General features: G+C 63.5%; 12 protein-coding genes. 4 read left to right on the forward strand and 8 right to left on the reverse strand.

Translation table 11 applies throughout. The features are described from left to right. Positions 1-41 precede the first annotated feature (41 nt). Positions 42-710: a helix-turn-helix domain-containing protein gene (locus JQ586_RS15120; protein ID WP_212395376.1), complete on the forward strand. Its 669-nt coding sequence runs from the start codon at positions 42-44 to the stop codon at positions 708-710. 9 nt (positions 711-719) lie between these two features. Here the strand turns inward: JQ586_RS15120 and JQ586_RS15125 are convergent, their stop codons facing one another. Then, the gene (locus tag JQ586_RS15125) at positions 720-1157 is read right to left on the reverse strand and encodes a potassium channel family protein (protein WP_212395377.1); all 438 of its coding nucleotides are present in this window, start codon (positions 1155-1157) and stop codon (positions 720-722) included. Beyond that, positions 1157-2236 (reverse strand): AI-2E family transporter, encoded by a 1080-nt coding sequence (locus JQ586_RS15130; RefSeq protein WP_212395378.1) that lies wholly within the window; start codon positions 2234-2236, stop codon positions 1157-1159. Before JQ586_RS15130 ends, JQ586_RS15125 begins: the two co-directional genes overlap by 1 nt. A 791-nt stretch (positions 2237-3027) precedes the next feature. Between JQ586_RS15130 and JQ586_RS15135 the strand changes: the two genes are divergently transcribed. After that, positions 3028-3984: a helix-turn-helix domain-containing protein gene (locus JQ586_RS15135; RefSeq protein WP_212395379.1), complete on the forward strand. Its 957-nt coding sequence runs from the start codon at positions 3028-3030 to the stop codon at positions 3982-3984. A gap of 137 nt (positions 3985-4121) precedes the next feature. Here the strand turns inward: JQ586_RS15135 and JQ586_RS15140 are convergent, their stop codons facing one another. Continuing rightward, positions 4122-4646, reverse strand: a complete 525-nt coding sequence (locus JQ586_RS15140) for a DUF3617 family protein (RefSeq protein WP_212395380.1) — start codon at positions 4644-4646, stop codon at positions 4122-4124. Positions 4647-4849: 203 nt separating this feature from the next. Between JQ586_RS15140 and JQ586_RS15145 the strand changes: the two genes are divergently transcribed. Together JQ586_RS15145 and JQ586_RS15150 are read left to right on the forward strand one after the other, a co-directional pair. Beyond that, the gene (locus JQ586_RS15145) at positions 4850-5017 is read left to right on the forward strand and encodes a hypothetical protein (RefSeq protein WP_212395381.1); all 168 of its coding nucleotides are present in this window, start codon (positions 4850-4852) and stop codon (positions 5015-5017) included. Positions 5018-5157: 140 nt separating this feature from the next. Next, a complete protein-coding gene (locus tag JQ586_RS15150; protein WP_212395382.1) occupies positions 5158-5415 on the forward strand; it encodes a hypothetical protein in 258 nt (85 codons plus the stop codon). Here the strand turns inward: JQ586_RS15150 and JQ586_RS15155 are convergent. The 5 genes from JQ586_RS15155 to JQ586_RS15175 all read right to left on the reverse strand — a co-directional run bounded on the left by JQ586_RS15155 (position 5412) and on the right by JQ586_RS15175 (position 17455). Continuing rightward, on the reverse strand, positions 5412-6752 hold the full coding sequence (locus JQ586_RS15155; RefSeq protein ID WP_409410990.1) for a PQQ-dependent sugar dehydrogenase: 1341 nt from the start codon (positions 6750-6752) through the stop codon (positions 5412-5414). The genes JQ586_RS15150 and JQ586_RS15155 overlap by 4 nt on opposite strands. A gap of 73 nt (positions 6753-6825) precedes the next feature. Next, positions 6826-8439, reverse strand: a complete 1614-nt coding sequence (locus JQ586_RS15160; protein ID WP_212395384.1) for a DHA2 family efflux MFS transporter permease subunit — start codon at positions 8437-8439, stop codon at positions 6826-6828. After that, the gene (locus JQ586_RS15165) at positions 8436-9584 is read right to left on the reverse strand and encodes an HlyD family secretion protein (protein ID WP_212395385.1); all 1149 of its coding nucleotides are present in this window, start codon (positions 9582-9584) and stop codon (positions 8436-8438) included. Before JQ586_RS15165 ends, JQ586_RS15160 begins: the two co-directional genes overlap by 4 nt. Before the next feature lie 85 nt (positions 9585-9669). Further along, positions 9670-11160, reverse strand: a complete 1491-nt coding sequence (locus JQ586_RS15170) for a sensor histidine kinase (RefSeq protein WP_212395471.1) — start codon at positions 11158-11160, stop codon at positions 9670-9672. Between the two features lie 16 nt (positions 11161-11176). Further along, positions 11177-17455 (reverse strand): HAMP domain-containing protein, encoded by a 6279-nt coding sequence (locus tag JQ586_RS15175; RefSeq protein ID WP_212395386.1) that lies wholly within the window; start codon positions 17453-17455, stop codon positions 11177-11179. Positions 17456-17621 lie beyond the last annotated feature (166 nt).

The following is a 17621-nucleotide window of genomic DNA, read 5'->3' on the forward strand; positions in this document are numbered from 1 at the left end:
CAGCGGACGCCGTCAGTTCAGTACAAACAGGGAGTTGGTCCATGTTTGCTCTCGTCAACACCAGGCCGGCGCATGCTCCCGGCATCCTGGGTAGACTGACTGCCCATCACGCCAGCTTCATCTCCAGTGAATTCCATTACCGGAAAGGCACCGAGATCTACGGCGAGAACGAGCCGGCGGAATACGTTTACCAGGTCGTTTCGGGGGCGGTGCGCAGCTACAAGCTGCTGTCCGACGGACGCCGCCAGATCGGCGCCTTCCATCTTGTCGGAGACATTTTCGGGTTGGAGAACGACGAAACCCACCGTTTTACCGCCGAGGCTATCGTCGACACCAACGTGCGCCTGACGAAACGGGTGTGCCTGGAGCGGGTGGCCCGCGTGGACCCCGCCATCGCCCACAACCTGCTGATCATGACCAACAGCAACCTCCGGCATGCCGAAGACCACATGCTGCTGTTGGGGCGAAAGACCGCGCTGGAGCGTGTCGCCGCATTCCTGCTCGAAATGGACCGCCGGCTGACCGGGGTCGATGTCGTCGCCCTGCCGATGTGCAGGCGGGACATCGCCGACTATCTCGGGCTGACGCTCGAGACCGTATCACGCGCGCTCTCCAAGCTGCATGCCTTCGGCGCTCTGAACTTTCTCGGTTCAAACCAGCGCGAAATCATGCTGGTTGACCGCGACCAGATCGCGAGGCTGAACGCATGAGCGACCGGTCTACGGCGACTTTCGGAAGTCCGCCTGGCGCTCGAGGGTTTTTTGCAGCACTTCGAACAGCACCGCGGTGGACCAGCCGAACATTAGAATACCGTTCATGGCTGCTATCGGTCCGAGCAACAGCCACTGCTTGACCGGCGTGATGTCGCCATAGCCGAGCGTCGTGTAATTCACGAAGGCAAAATACAGCAGATTGGTACCTGACGGCGCTACGCCAAGCACCCAATAGGCCAGTGCCCACACCACAATCTCGAGCGTGTGGGCCAGCATGAGCGCAAGGGCCGCTGCGATCATCACGCCGCTGAGCTGCAATCCCACCCGACCGGCGGCGCCCAAGGCGATGTTGCGCAGCAACCCGATCACCGCGACGGTCCAGAGCGAGTGGATCGCGATATTGATCGCGCTCACCGCCGATCCGACGAGGAGCTGAAACAACATCACTGCCCCTTCGCCTGCCGTGCGCGGTCGTCCCTGATCCAGGCCGTCATCAGCTCCCAGGCAACCGCGAGGATGATTGGCCCGATGAACAGGCCCACGAGCCCATGCGCAAGCGTACCGCCGATCACGCCCGCGAAGATCACCGGCGCCGGCGTGGTCAGCCCTCGTCCCATCACCAGCGGCTTGAGCACATTGTCGAGAACGCCGACGACCAGGAAGAACAGCGTCAGGCCCAGAGCCGTGGGGAAATCCTTGGCCGACCAGAGCCAGATCACGACCGGCAACAGCACGATCGCGGCCCCGATCTGTACGATCGCCAGCAGCATCACGATGAACGCCAGGAGCCCCGCGCTCGGAATTCCCGCCAGCTTGAAGCCGATCCCCGCCAGCAGCGACTGCAGCACTGCGACACCAATCACACCCTGCGAGACTGCACGAATTGTTGCGCCTGCGAGATCGAGGAAGTGCTCGCTCTGCTCCGGCACGATACGGGACAGGAAGCCCCGGCACGCCGCGGCCAACTGCGAGCCATAAGGAAACAAGAACCCCGCCAGCGCGACTGCGAGCAGAAATTTCAGCATTCCGACGCCGGCATTGCCCGCGAAGGCAAACAGGGGGCCGGCCAGCGGCTTGAGGTGCGGCACGACGTCCCGCAGCACCGCGCTGAGATTGGTCGATGCGTTGGCCCACAAATCGTACAGTGGCGCACCAACCAGCGGCCAATCCCTGATCTGGGCCGGCGGAGACGGAACGGCGATACTGCCGGCGTTCAATTGTGCGGCGATATCCCTCACGCCATCCACGGCCCCTATTCCGAGCCACGCCGCAGGTCCCACGACGATTCCGAGGCTGACGATGGTCAGAAGAGTTGCCGCAATCTTGGGACGGTAGCCGAGCCCTCGCGAAAGCCAGGAGAAGACAGGATAGAGCGCCACGGCAAGAACCACGCTCCATGCCACGATCGGCACGAACGGTTCGACGAGAACGAATGACCAGTAAATCAGGAGCGCCAGCAACCCCAGCCGGATTGCAAGCTGGATGAATTCGTCTCCGGCCACGAGTTGGCGAAGGGTCCTCAAGAGCGAGCTTTCCGTTGTGCGTCGGCAAGGCGTGGTCAGCCTAGCCGGCGACCGCCCGCGGCCGGCTTGATCCAGATCAAGCGAAGCAACAGGCGTCCCCCAAGGGCGATGGTCGGCAACGATGCGGTGCAGGTGCCTGGGCAGCAGGAGTTGGCGGATTAGCCGTCCGGAGCCGTAGAGCATCGGTTGGTCCAGATTGGGGATTCCAGCGTTCGCGGCGATTGTGCTCTCGTGCCTCGCTCAAAACGCGACCGCCTCCGCAGACGGGAGGTGTTGCAACCCCGTCATAGCCCAATCAGGCTATACGCCATTTGCGAGTGTCGAAAGCAGGCCAGCCAACACACCCGTCGTGAATGCAAGATCGCCGTCGGAAGACTCCAGAAGACGGCGCGACCAACGACGCGCGGAAGAGAGCTTCCTTGCTGCCGCTTGTTCATTAAAATTGTCGCCAATGAACCCCATGGTGGCAATCATCCCCCTCGAGGAGTCGAAGTTGACCAGTGCAGCTTGTGCCCCCTCCTGGCTTGACGGAATCGGCCTTGCGCCAACGGGCGAGCCCTCCGAACCAGGCCACGGAATGGCCGGCATTGGCGACCCAACGTCGCCTTATATGCACGTTTGCGTGCGCAGCCACCAGAGCAAGTGCTTCGTTGTACCGGGTGTTGTCGCGCGCTAGATTCGCGCTAAATTCGCTTGGACATCAAACAATTGACCGATCCAGTCAGCGTTTAATCTGCACTTCAGGAAGATGGCCTAAATAGAGAAATCGCGTTTCAGTTGCGGGTGGGGACATGGGCGAACATCTGTTGGTCAGCACCGGTGAGCTCGACAGCTTCGAGGGGCTTCATAACGCCGTCAAAGGCTCGCACGTCGACGTCATGCAGCTCGAACGCGGCAAACTGTGCGGTACGTTGTCTCATGTCGGGATCGGCGATTTCTCGCTCAGCATCGGCTCCTTCAATGTCGGCGTCCGCACCCAGCGCGTCTCAACCGATGAGAAGCTAATCATCGGAATGCTGCTCAGTGCCAAGGACCGCGTGACACACTGGGCGTTCGACATGCAGCCGGGAGATGTGCTGGTGATTCCGCCGTCGATCGAGCACGACGGCGTTTTTCAAAGCGCTTCGTCCTATGCAGCGATCCGCTTCGACCTGACCGACCTGCCAAGGGTGTTCGGCAGCGAGCCACGACTGAGCGATGCGGAGACCTGGCGGCAGAAGAACCACTATCGCGCCGATAGCGCGATCGGTATGGTCGCGACGCAAAGGCTGCCGCAGATCGTCTCGCATCTCGCGCGCCATCCGGGCGTACTATCGGAAAATTCAGCCGAGTTCTGGAAGCAGACGATTGTCGACTGCATGACGGCGACGATCGTCACTTCGCTGCCACCTGACGATTACGGCAATCTGCCGTCGGCGATGAAGATGGTTCGCTATGTGGAAGACTATCTGGAAGCCGCCGGCACACGACCGGTCCATGTCTCGGAAATTTGCTCGGAATTCCGCCTGTCGCGACGCAGCCTGCACCGGGCATTCCATGAGGTATTCGGCATCGGCCCGGTGACGTTCCTGCGCCACAAGCGGTTGTGCGCGGTCCATTCCCTCTTGCGCCAAAGCGCGCCTGGACAAACCACCGTGACTGAAGTGGCGCTTCAGCAAGGCTTCATCGAACTCGGGCGGTTCTCGCAGTATTATCGCGCGATGTTCGGCGAGTATCCGTCGCAGACGCTCGGCTATGCAACAAAGTGAAGGACCCTCAGCCGCAGGACGGTACCGGTCCGATCCCCGTGGTCAAACATTCCCAGGGCGTGGGCGGCGTAGTCCCGGCGCATTTCGGATGGTCCGGCACTGATCGCGCGTTGCAAGGGGATCGTTCATCTCTCGCATCATTTGTCCTGCGGCGGGGGCATCGGAATGGTCGACAGGCTCTTCTTCTGCAATTCAGGGACGTTGATCTTCATCCCGTTGCCAAGCACAACATCGCCCGGTTTCTGGTCGGCCGAGCAAGCACCCAGCCATTTTCCGTCCATGGTCATGATCATCTTGCCACCCGCGAACTCATCGCTTTCGGCTGTTACGGTCAGGGTGTAGGCATCGTCGAAACTGCCTGTCATGACCGAATGAGCCGTGGCCGGCTTGCCTGCGACTGCGCATTTGAAATCAACGGCCAGACCACCAGCCGCGTGACTGACGTTGCGTTCCGGACAGGTGGCTGGATTGAACGGTCCTGCAATTGATTGCAACATCTGATCCGTTGTGGCGTCGATACATTGACGGACCACTCGCGCGGGCGTCTTGCCGTCTCCGATCACGGTCTTGACCTCCCACAGGCCCGGCTTGCGCCGCAGATCATCGGCAGCGAGCGCCGGTGTCGCGCAAACGACCAGCAAAACGACCGGGAAAAATCGCATCGCCCATTGCTCCTTGATTCGCATCCTGCAGGCTGTGCTGCAACGACAGTTCTATGGATCGATCAGCCGGCCGGTCACGGCCTTGATAACAGCTTCGGTCCGCGCCGGTGGCGCCTTGCGTGAGGATTCAGCCGCAGTTTTCGTCGCGTAGCGAAATGTTAACCCCCCTTGCCGCACCCTTCATCTCGTGGAGGAGACGACCAATGCAGACATTCCGGGTTTCGCTGAGCGACGGCACGCGCAAATTCCACACGGTGATTCAGGCGCCTGATTCCGCCTCCGCTCACATCAAGGCCGCTTACTTCTTTGATACTTCCAAGTGGCGAATCCTCAGCGTGGCATTGAGCGGCGCCAGCGCCGTGGCGGCGTAGTCCCCGTGGCTGGTTCCCTGCGCATCCCATAGGCAGCGGGATCCTGAACAGGTTCCCGCAATCCTGGCCATGTTGGCTGGTGACAGCCCCCACCCGCCTTGCGCTACAATGTTGTGCGCCGGCGGACGGGAGGTACGACGATGCCGCGAAAGGGAATTACCGGTCACGATGATTGGGTGGTCACCGAGGCCCTGGCTACGGCCCTGGTCGCCCTGGAGCAGCTTCCGTCAAAGCATCAGCCGCGGGCGCATATGGAGGATGTCCGCAAAATCCTGACCGCGCGATGCGAGGCCGGCTCGGTCACGCTGCATCTTGCACAGGCCAAATGCAGGCTGTCTCCCGATACGGATCCGTTGACGATCTATGAGGCCTATGGCCTCAAGGACGGTCAGGGCTAATCGTGGCTGATGCGCCAGATCGTGCCATTGCCGTCCTCGGAGACCAGCAGCGCGCCGTCGCGGGCCATGGTGACCCCGACTGGGCGGCCCCAGACCTCGTTGTCGCTGACCACGAAACCCGTGACGAAATCCTGATATTCACCGGTTGGCACGCCGCCCTTCAGGCGGATGCGAATGACCTTGTAGCCGGTCCGCCTGGACCGATTCCATGAGCCATGCTCGGCGGCAAAAACATCACCGCGATAGTCGGGTGGAAATTTGCTCCCGGTGTAGAAGGCAAGGCCCAGCGAGGCCGAATGCGCCTGCAGAAGGACATCCGGGATCGTCACCCTGTTCCTGAGGTCGGGGCGTTCGCGGAGATGCGCCGGATCCTCGTTCGCTCCGATGTAGTACCACGGCCATCCGTAGAAGGCGCCTTCGCGGACCCGGGTGACATAGTCGGGCACGAGGTCGTCGCCGCGTCCGTCGCGCTCATTGGTCGAGCACCACGGCGTGCCACTTTCCGGCTGGATCGCCAGCCCCACGCAGTTACGGATTCCGGTGGCGAACAGCGCTTGATTCCTGCCGTCGGGATCGAAGGCGAGCACGGCGGCGCGATTGGTCTCAGCTCCCCAGGCGGCGCCGAGCGCGTGGCCTCGGCTCCAGGCTTCGATGCCTTCGGCCGGCCGGCCGAGCCCCTCGCCCGCATTGCCGGCGGAGCCGACCGAGACCAGCATCCGCTTGTTGTCAGGCGTGAACACGATATCGCGCGTGGAATGGCCATAGCCGTGCGGAAGACTGGCGACGATCACCTCCGGCTTGCCGGACGCCTTGAGGTCGCCGTTGTGATAGGCGAAGCGAACCACGCTATCCGTGTTGCCGACATACAGCCATTGGGGATTGTCTCCGCTCGGGTAGAACGCGATGCCGAACGGCCTGTTCAGGCCGCTGGCATAGACTTCGTTGGTTGCCGGTTTCTTGGCGCCGTCGGCGCTCCGCAGAATGCGGATGCGGCCGGGGCCGGTTTCGGCGACGAAGATGTCACCGTTGGGTGCGGTCCGCAGGGTCCGCGGGCCACTCAGTCCGTCGGTGAACAACTCGGCCTTGAATCCGGGAGGCACCTGCGGCACTGCAGACGCAGGTCTCGGCACGATGCGGGGCGCATTGCTTCTCGAGGCCGTCGCGCCAGGGTCTGGCAGGTCCTGCGGCGTGATCAGCCTGATCGTCCCGGGCTTGTCACGCTCCCAGTCGCCGAATGCCTCCGTGCCCTTGAGCACCGGCTCTGCGCTTGATCGCGCCACGGTCAACACGCCGGCGGCAGTGACGACAATGATTAGGCGGGCGAATCTCATTGGCATCACATTCCTCGCGTGATCGGCATGGTCGTCAATAGCGCAGAATGGCCGCCGGCTCCGTTCACAATGGCGCGCATCAATGGCCTTTCGGAGGTGCCGCCAGGTCGATGGGCTTGATGATCAATGCGAGCGGGATCATGACGAGACCGATGATCGACAGAATCCAGAACACGTCGATATAGGCGAGGAAATCGACCTGGCTCTGCAACGTCTGCCCGACCCAGGCGATCGCCTGGGACGCGGCATCGGATGCGTTCGAGCCCTGGGCCTGGAAATAACGCGTCATGGCATCAATGGTTTGCTGGTAACCGATGCCGGATGGGACGGCGTGCTCGATCAACCGGCTCTGATGGAACTGCTGGCGCTGGGCGAGCATGGTTTGCGCCAGCGCAACACCTATCGAACCTCCGACGTTGCGCGCGACATTGATCAGCGCTGACGCCTGGTTGGTCTTGCCCGGCGGCACGCCGTCATACGAGGCGGTCGTGACGGGGAGGAACAGGAAGGGAAGTGCGACGGCCAGGAAAATCCGCGCCAGCGCGGCGTAGCCATAGGTGATGTCGGGCGTCAGGCCCGTCAGATGCCACATCGAGAGGGCGGTGACGCAGGCGCCAAATGCGATCAGATATTTCGGCTGGACACGACCGATGAGGTTTCCGACCACCGGCATCAAAAGCAGTGTGACGACCCCGGCGGGAGACAGCGCGAGGCCCGCAAGCAGCGCAGTATAGCCCAACTCGGTCTGGAGTAGTTGCGGCAGCAGCTGTGTCGTCGAGATCAGGACGGCGCCGGTGCACAGCATCACCAGAAAGCAGGCGCCGAACTGGCGGCGCCCCAGGAGGCGCAGATCGACGATCGGATCGTTCCGCATCAATTCCCAGGGGACCAACGCAAGCAGGCAGAATGCGGAAACCAGCGCGAAACCAGCGATCATGTTGGACCCGAACCAGTCGTTGCGCTGTCCCTCATCCAGCACGAATTCGAGCGAGCCGAGCCCGATCGCAACCAGCATGAAGCCGATATAGTCGACCCGAATCCCGTCCTTGAGCAGTTCTTCCCGCTCCTGCTCCGCACCGGACGGCTCCTTGACCAGCGTGCCGACCAGGAAGAGCGAGAGCAATCCCATCGGCACGTTGATGAGAAAGATCCAGTGCCAGGAATAGGTGTCGGTAATCCAGCCCCCGAGCGTCGGACCGATCACCGGCGCTACCACCACGGCGACGCCGTAGATTGCGAATGCCTGTCCACGCCTGGCCGGCGGAAAAGAGTCGGCCAGGATCGCCTGCTCGCTCGTCGCCATCCCGCCTCCGCCGAGGCCCTGGATGATGCGGAAAAGAACGAGCGTCTCGAGGCTCCAGGCAATGCCGCACAACAGCGAGGCGAACGCGAACGTCCCCACGCAGATCATGTAAAAACGCTTGCGGCCGATCACCGTCGACAGCCAGCCCGAGATCGAGAGCACGATCGCGTTGGCGACCAGATAGCTGGTGACGATGTAGGTGCTTTCGTCGATGCCGACGGCGAGGCCACCAGCGATATGGCGCAAGGCCACATTGGCGATCGTGGTGTCGAGCACCTCCATGAAGGTGGCGATCGAGACGACGAACGCGATCAGGTAGGGATTGTGTCCGCCGGCCGCCGAACGTTCGGGCGACCAGGCTGTGCCCGCGCCTTCTGCGATGTCGCTCATCGCACCCTGGTCCAGGGTACGACCGACATGCCGGGCCCGACCGTCAGGTCACTCGGCCAGTTGTCGACCACGATCTTCACGGGAACGCGCTGCACCACCTTGACGTAATTGCCGGTGGCGTTCTCGGCCGGCAACAGGCTGAACGCCGTGCCGGAGCCCGGCTGCACCGAAGCGACGTGACCGGTCAGCTTGCGGCCGGGATAGGCGTCGATCCTGATCTCGACGGACTGGCCCGGATGCATGTCCGTCAGCTGCGTCTCCTTGTAGTTCGCGGTGATCCAGACCTCGTCAGGTACGAACATCATCAGGCTCTGGCCCGGGGTGACGAACGTGCCGACCGCCCCGCTGAGCTTGACGACACGTCCGGATTGGGCCGCCACGACATCGGTGTATCCAAGATTAAGCTTGGCCTGATCGAGCTGGGCCTGGGCCTGCTGAAGCGATGCCCGACTGCTCTTGAGCTGGGCCTGGAGCGTCTTGACGCCGAGCTCGGCGGCGGTCACCGCCGTCCTGGCCCGGCTGGTATTGGCCTGCTGGGCGTCGCGATCGGACCGGGTCTGTTGCTGCCGCTGCACGGTGCCCGCCCCTTTATCGACCAGGTCCTGCGCGCGGTCTGCCTCCTGCTGGGAGAATTGCAGTTGCGCTTCGGCCTGCTGCAACTGTGCCCTGGACTCCTTGATCTGCTCCTGCTGGCTGTCGATCTGCGCCTCGACATTGGCGATATTGGCCTCGGCGACGGCCACCTGCGCCGCGGCCTGATCGACGGCGATCTTGTAGTCGCGCTGGTCGATTTTCGCGAGCAACTGGCCGGCGTTCACATGCTGGTTGTCCGTCACCGGGACCTGGACGACATAACCGCCGACCTTGGATGCGACCGAGAAGCTGCGCGCTGCGACGAAAGCGTCATCAGTCGACTCGTAGTGCCGAATGTCGAGCCAGTAGGCCACGCCGCCGATCAATGCGATCAGCAGCAGGCAGGCGCCCGCCGTCGCAAGTATCCAGTGCTCGCGAAGACGCTCGCGCATCGACGCAGCCGGAACACCCGGTGGTTTCGATGCGCCGGATGCGGACTGCTGTTCGGGACTGCGCGTGGGCTGCCGCGGCTCATCAGCGGACGGCCCGCGCTCACTGGTTTGGGCATCCAAGGCAAGACCTCAAGCTCAGGAGACGGCAGCGATCGACCCCGGTTAACCGCAAGGTCGAGCGCTTGGTTCCTGCCTGGCGAGGATGCTATAGCGCCCTGGAACTCAGCGCATGCTGACGTTCCGACGCCGCCAGATCCCGATAGGTTGCCGTCTCGATCCCGGGCTTGAGTGGAACGGTCAGGCGGCAGATCAGTCCTTCGGACCGCCAGTCGAAATCGGCCTGCCCGCCAAGCTGGGTCTCGATGCTGGCGATGACGCTTCGCGTGCCGAACCCCTTTTGCTTCGGCTTGGTCACTTTGGGGCCGCCGGATTCGACCCAGGCCAGAATCAGCGTTTCGTCCTGCACTTCCCAGGTGATCGCGAGTCGGCCAGACAACGTCGACAGGCTGCCATATTTGGCCGAGTTTGTGACTAGCTCGTGCAGCGCCAACGCCAGCGTTTGCGCGGTCGCTGGCTGCAATTGCACCTCAGCACCCTCGATCTGGATCTGTCCTGCCTCCGAATAGGGTGCGATTTCCTCGGTCACCAGCCGCCGGATTTCGGCGCCCTGCCAGCTCGACAGCGACAGCACGGTATGCACGCGGGCGAGCGCCGTGATGCGCCCTTCGACCGCGCGCACATAGGCGTTCATGTTCTGCGCGCGCGTCAACCGCACGATCGATTGTGCCAATGCCAGCGCGTTCTTGGCGCGATGGTCGACTTCCCGAGTCAGCAGGCTCTGGCGCTCCTCGGCGCGCTTACGATCGGTGATGTCGACGGTGACGCCGCTCACCCGCACTACCCGGCCGTTCCTGTCACTGGTCGCCGCAGCGGTGCCGACGCACCAGCGGACCTCACCGTCCGGCCGCATCACCCGGAATTCGGCTTCGTAGGACGTGCGGCCGTTGCCGAAGCCGGCCCAGGCGTGCCGCAATTCGTCCACGTCCTCGGGATGGAACAGCGCCTCGATGTTCGCCGACGTCAACTCGAAGGACTCCGGGTCGACACCGAAGATCTTGTACTGTCCCTCGTCCCACATCCAGTCGCCGTTGATCCAATCCAAGTCCCACGATCCCATCTTGCCCGCCGCGATCGCCATGCTGCGGCGCTGCTCGCTCTCGACGAGGCGAGCGGTCGACTGCTCGAGCTCGGCGGTGCGCGCACGCACCCGATCCTCGAGCTCGGCATTGAGGCGTTCGAGCTGGCGCGTCTTGCGGTAGAGTTCGGCGAACACCCGGATCTTCGCGCGCAACACCTCGGGCACCACGGGCACCGGCACATAGTCGACGGCGCCCATCTCGTAGCCTCGCAGCCGGTCGATGTCACTGACCTGGATCGCCGAGATGAAGATCATCGCGGTCTTCTGGAAGCGCGGATGCTCGCGGATCATCGCCGCGAGCTCGAAACCGTCGAGCTCGGGCATGCACACATCGACCAGGATGACCGCGACTTCATTCTTGAGCAGGAATTCCAGCGCCTCACGGCCGGACGATGCGGCAACGAGGTTCTCGCCGAGCTCCTTCAGGATGACCTCGTAGGCCAGCAGCTTCGCCGGTTGATCATCGACCAGAAGAATGTTGATCTTTTCGTGGTCCATCATGTTCGATCGCCGATCAGCGGTGCAGCCACATGCGGATGGCGAGCAGCAGTTGCTCTGTGTTGACGGGTTTGGCCAGGTAATCCGAGGCACCTGCCTCGAGGCATTTCTCGCGGTCGCCTTTCATCGCTTTCGCCGTCAGCGCAATGATCGGCAGTCGCGCAAACGCGGAATTCTGCCTGATCGCGCCGATGGTCTGGTAGCCGTCCATCTGCGGCATCATGATGTCCATCAGGACGATCGCGATCTTCGGGTTGGACTCGACCAGCGAGATCGCCTCGTGGCCGGTTGTCGCAGTCAGCACCTTCATGCCGCGCCGCTCCAGCACGCTGGACAGCGCGAAGATGTTGCGGGCGTCGTCGTCGACCAGAAGCGCGGTCTTGCCAATCAGGTCCTCGTCGGAACTATTGAGCTTCTCCAGCATCCTCTGTTTTTCGGCCGGCAATTCCGTGATGACACGGTGCAGGAACAGTGACGTTTCATCGAGCAGCCGTTCCGGCGATTCCACACCCTTGACCACAATGCTTCGCGCCATGGTGTGGAGTTCCGCGTCTTCCTCCGCCGAAAGTTCCCGGCCCGTGAACACCACCACGGGAACATTGGAGAGCGTGTCGTCCTTGCGGATATGGTCGAGCACCTCGAAACCGCTCATGTCGGGCAATCGCAGGTCGAGCACGACACAATCGCAAGGCGCTGCGCGCAGGGTCGACAGCGCCCCAGCGCCGGTGTCGCTGGTAACGATCTCGATGTCCTCGTGTCCGAGCAGTTCCCTGATGCTGAGCTGCTCGGCCGCATTGTCCTCGACGATCAGAAGCCGCTTGCGGCGCGGCCTGGCGTATTCCCTGATCTGCGTCAACGCTGCGCTGACGCCTTCGGTGGTCGTCGGCTTGTTGACGAAGGAGAAGGCGCCGCGCGCGAGCGCATGTTGCCGGTCTTCGTCGAGGGTAATGATCTGGACCGGGATGTGGCGGGTCAGTGGATTGTGCTTGAGCTGGCTCAACACGGTCCAGCCGAGCATGTCGGGCAGGAACACGTCGAGCGAGACCGCACTCGGCTGGAATTGCTTGGCAAGGTCGAGCGCCTCGGTGCCACGGCTGGCGACCAGGACCTTGAAGCCCTTGTCACGCGCCAGATCGATCAGCACCCGCGCATAGTGCGGATCGTCCTCGACGATCAAAAGGATCGTGTCGCCGGGTTCGAGATCGAGCCGGTCGTCGGCAAGCTGCTCGATCGCGCGCTCCTGTGTCGACGACGCCTGCAGCGCAGGGACTGGCGCCTGCGACAGCGGCGCCGGCGGACGCGGCGAAACCGGGCCGGAATATTTCAGCGGCAGATAAAGCGTGAAGGTCGAGCCCTTGCCCGGGGCACTGCGCAGATGAATCTCGCCGCCGAGCAGGCCCGCGAGCTCGCGGCTGATGGCAAGGCCGAGACCGGTGCCGCCGTATTTCCGGCTGGTGCCGGCATCGGCCTGCTGGAACGCCTCGAAGATCAGCTTCTGCTTGTCCTGGGGAATGCCGATACCGGTATCGGACACCTCGAATGCGACGACGGCGGGCGCGGCGTTGAGGATCGGGTGCTCTGCGCTCCAGCCGCCGAGCGCGGCCGAGACCGTGAGCTGCACACCGCCCTCGGCGGTGAATTTGAACGCGTTCGACAGCAGGTTTTTCAGCACCTGCTGCAGCCGCTTGGAGTCGGTGACCATGCTGCGCGCGAGGTTGCCGTCGACGTCGATCGCGAAGGACAGATGGCGGTTCTCCGCTTCGTGGCGGAACGGACGTCCGACGGTTTCGAGCAGGCTCGAGGTCAGGATCTCCTCCGCCTCGACCGTGACCGTGCCGGACTCGATCTTGGACAGGTCGAGGATATCGCTGATCAGATTGAGCAGGTCGGTGCCGGCACCATGGATGGTGCGGGCGAACTCGACCTGCTTGGCCGTCAGGTTGCCGTCCGGATTTTCCGTGAGCTGCTGGCCGAGGATCAGGATCGAGTTCAGCGGCGTCCGCAGCTCGTGCGACATGTTGGCGAGGAATTCGGACTTGTACTTCGAGGTCAGCGACAGCTCGGTCGCCTTCTCCTCGAGCGCGCGCCGCGCCTGCTCGATTTCCTGGTTCTTGCGCTCGACGTCGACATTGCGCTCGGCAAGCTGCTGGGCCTTCTGCTCGAGCTGGTCGTTGGTCTGCTGCAACTCCTTCTGCTGGGTCTGAAGCTCGCCCGCGAGCTGTTGCGACTGCTTGAGCAGAGCCTCGGTCTGCATCGTCGCCTCGATGCTGTTGAGCACGATGCCGATGCTGTCGGTAAGCTGTTCGAGGAAGGTGATCTGCGACGTCGTGAAGGATGCGATCGTCGACAGCTCGATCACGGCCTTGACCTGGGTCTCGAACAGCACCGGGAACACGACGAGGTTCTTCGGCATGATCCGCATCAGCGCCGAATTGACCGGTACCGCATCGCCGGGAATGTCCGAGACGAAGCGCTGACGCTTGTCGAGCGCACATTGGCCGATCAGCCCCTCGCCGAACTGGACGATCTGCGGGTGCGGGTGGCTGCTGTCATTGGCGTAGGCCGACAGCAGGCGCAGTTGCGGGCTCTCCGGATTGTCGACCTGGTAGATCACCCCCATATGCGCGTTGATCAGCGGCGCGAGCTCGGTCAGCAGCAGCCGGCCGACGGTAGCGAGGTCGCGCTGGCCCTGCAGCATGTTGGTGAAACGCGCCAGATTGGTCTTCAGCCAGTCCTGCTCGGTGTTCCGCTCCGTGGTGAGACGGAGGTTGCCGATCATGGTGTTGATGTTGTCCTTCAACTCGGCGACCTCGCCGCGGACGTCGACCTGGATCGAGCGCGTCAGGTCACCCTTCGTCACGGCGGTCGCAACTTCGGCGATGGCACGGACCTGAGAGGTCAGGTTGGCGGCGAGCAGGTTGACGTTGCCGGTCAGGTCCTTCCACGTGCCGGCCGCGCCGGGCACATTGGCCTGGCCGCCGAGCCGGCCCTCGACGCCGACCTCGCGCGCCACGCTCGTCACCTGGTCGGCGAAGGTCGCAAGCGTCTCGGTCATGTTGTTGATGGTATCGGCGAGCGCGGCCACCTCGCCCTTCGACTTCACCGTGAGATTTTGCTTCAGGTCGCCGTCGGCGACCGCGGTCACCACCTTGACGATACCGCGCACCTGCTCGGTCAGGTTCGCCGCCATGACGTTGACGGTGTCGGTGAGGTCCTTCCAGGTGCCGGCCACGCCGGGCACCTCGGCCTGGCCGCCGAGCTTGCCCTCGGTGCCGACCTCGCGCGCCACGCGCGTCACCTCGCCGGCGAAGGCATTGAGCTGGTCGACCATGGTGTTGATGGTGTTCTTCAGCTCGAGAATTTCGCCCTTCACGTCGACCGTGATCTTGCGTGACAGGTCGCCGCGCGCCACGGCCGTGGTCACCTCGGCGATGTTGCGGACCTGCGTGGTCAGGTTGGCGGCGAGCAGGTTGACGTTGTCGGTGAGGTCCTTCCAGGTGCCGCCGACGCCGGGCACCACGGCCTGACCGCCGAGCCGGCCTTCGGTGCCGACCTCGCGCGCCACGCGCGTCACCTCGGCGGCGAACGAGCGCAACTGCTCGACCATCGTGTTCAATGTGTCCTTGAGCAGCAGTATCTCGCCGCGGACGTCGACCGTGATCTTCTTCGACAGATCGCCGCCGGCGATTGCGGTTGCGACCTCGGCGATGTTGCGGACCTGCGCCGTCAGGTTCGAAGCCATGAAGTTGACGTTGTCGGTCAGGTCCTTCCAGGTGCCGGCGACGCCGGGCACCTCGGCCTGGCCGCCGAGCTTGCCCTCGGTGCCGACCTCGCGCGCCACGCGCGTCACCTCGCCGGCAAAGGCGTTGAGCTGGTCGACCATCGTGTTGATGGTGTTCTTGAGCTCGAGGATTTCGCCCTTCACGTCGACCGTGATCTTGCGCGACAGGTCGCCGCGCGCCACGGCCGTGGTCACCTCGGCGATGTTGCGGACCTGAGCCGTGAGGTTGCCGGCCATCGAGTTGACGCTGTCGGTCAGGTCCTTCCAGGTGCCGGCGACGCCGGGCACGTTGGCCTGGCCGCCCAGCCGCCCCTCGGTGCCGACCTCGCGGGCCACACGCGTCACCTCGCCCGCGAAGCGGTTGAGCTGGTCGACCATCGTGTTCAGCGTTTCCTTCAGCTGAAGGATTTCGCCGCGGACGTCGACGGTGATCTTGCGCGACAGGTCGCCGCCGGCGATCGCGGTCGCCACCTCGGCGATGTTGCGGACCTGAGCCGTGAGGTTGCCGGCCATCGAGTTGACGCTGTCGGTCAGGTCTTTCCAGGTACCGGCGACGCCCGTGACCTGGGCCTGGCCGCCGAGCTTGCCGTCGGTGCCGACCTCGCGCGCCACGCGCGTCACCTCACCGGCGAAGGCGTTGAGCTGGTCCACCATGGTGTTGAGCGTCTCCTTGAGCTGAAGGATTTCGCCCGAGACGTTCACCGTGATCTTCTTCGACAGGTCGCCCTTGGCGACCGCGGTTGCGACCTCCGCGATGTTGCGGACCTGGCCGGTCAGGTTCGAGGCCATTGAATTGACGCTGTCTGTGAGGTCCTTCCAGGTGCCGGCGACGCCGCGCACCTGGGCCTGGCCACCGAGCTTGCCTTCGGTGCCGACCTCGCGCGCCACGCGCGTCACCTCGCCGGCAAAGGCGTTAAGCTGGTCCACCATGGTGTTGATGGTGTCCTTGAGCTCCAGGATTTCGCCGCGCACGTCGACCGTGATCTTCTTCGACAGGTCGCCGCCGGCGACCGCTGTCGTCACCTCGGCGATGTTGCGGACCTGCGCGGTCAGGTTCGAGGCCATCGAGTTGACGCTCTCGGTGAGGTCCTTCCAGGTGCCGGCCACGCCGGTGACCTGCGCCTGGCCGCCGAGTTTGCCGTCGGTGCCGACCTCGCGCGCCACGCGGGTCACTTCCGACGCGAAGGCGTTGAGCTGGTCGACCATCGTGTTGAGCGTTTCCTTCAGCTGAAGGATTTCGCCCGACACGTTCACCGTGATCTTCTTCGAGAGATCGCCGCCCGCAATCGCGGTTGCGACGTCGGCGATGTTGCGGACCTGTGCGGTCAGGTTCGACGCCATGAAGTTGACGTTGTCAGTGAGATCCTTCCAGGTACCGGCGACGCCGGGCACCTGGGCCTGGCCGCCGAGCTTGCCGTCGGTGCCGACCTCGCGCGCCACGCGCGTCACTTCCGAGGCGAACGAGTTGAGCTGGTCCACCATGGTGTTGATGGTGTCCTTGAGCTCCAGGATTTCGCCGCGCACGTCGACGGTGATCTTGCGCGACAGGTCGCCGCGCGCCACCGCGGTGGTGACGTTGGCGATATTGCGCACCTGGGCAGTCAGGTTGCCGCACATCGCATTCACCGAGTCGGTGAGATCCTTCCAGGTGCCGGCAACGCCGGGGACGATCGCCTGGCCGCCAAGCTTGCCGTCGGTGCCGACCTCACGCGCCACGCGCGTCACCTCCGAGGCGAACGAGCGCAGCTGATCGACCATCGTGTTGATGGCCTCCTTCAGCTGCAGGATCTCGCCGCGGACGTCGACCGTGATCTTCTTGGAAAGGTCGCCATTGGCGACCGCGATCGTCACTTCGGCGATGTTGCGGACCTGGCCGGTGAGGTTGTTGGCCATCGAGTTGACGCTCTCGGTCAGGTCCTTCCAGACGCCGGTCACCTCCGGCACCTGAGCCTGTCCGCCGAGCTTGCCTTCGGTGCCGACCTCGCGTGCCACGCGCGTCACTTCCGAGGTGAACACCGAGAGCTGCTTGATCATCGTGTTGACGATGTTCGCCGATTGCAGGAATTCGCCGCGCAGTGGCCGCCCCTCGACGTCGAGTTGCACCGTCTGCAGCAGGTCGCCCTGTGCCACTGCCGCCACCGCGCGGGTGACCTCGCGGGTCGGCCACAGCAGATCGTCGATCAGCGTATTGATCGAACTCTCCATGTCGGCCCAGGAGCCGCTGGCGAGCCCGAAATTGACGCGCTGGCGGGTCTGTCCCTCGCGACCGACGACCTGGCCGACGCGCGCGAGTTGCTGCGACATCCGCTCATTGGCGGCGGCGATCTCGTTGAAGGCGTCGGCGATCTTGCCCTCGATTCCGAGATAGTCGCCACGCATGCGCACCGAAAAATCGCCGGCGCGCATCGCCTGCAGCGATTGCAGCAGATCCTGCGATGAATCGACTTTTCCGTTTGGTGGTTTGGCGCGGCGACCGTCGGTGCGGGAACGTGATGCGGAACCGAGATCGGTCATCGAATTACCCCTGCGCACCGGACGCGCGCATCAAGACTCGCGCAAGCCAGCGAAACCATAAGAATGACTGCCCGTGATCTAATCAAGCCAGAAAACAGTGATGACTCATCTCGGTAGACAGATCTTAATCGCGGACGAAAAATAAAGTTCCGAGCAAGCGGAACTT

Source organism: Bradyrhizobium jicamae, assembly GCF_018130215.1.
Lineage (GTDB): Bacteria > Pseudomonadota > Alphaproteobacteria > Rhizobiales > Xanthobacteraceae > Bradyrhizobium > Bradyrhizobium jicamae_A.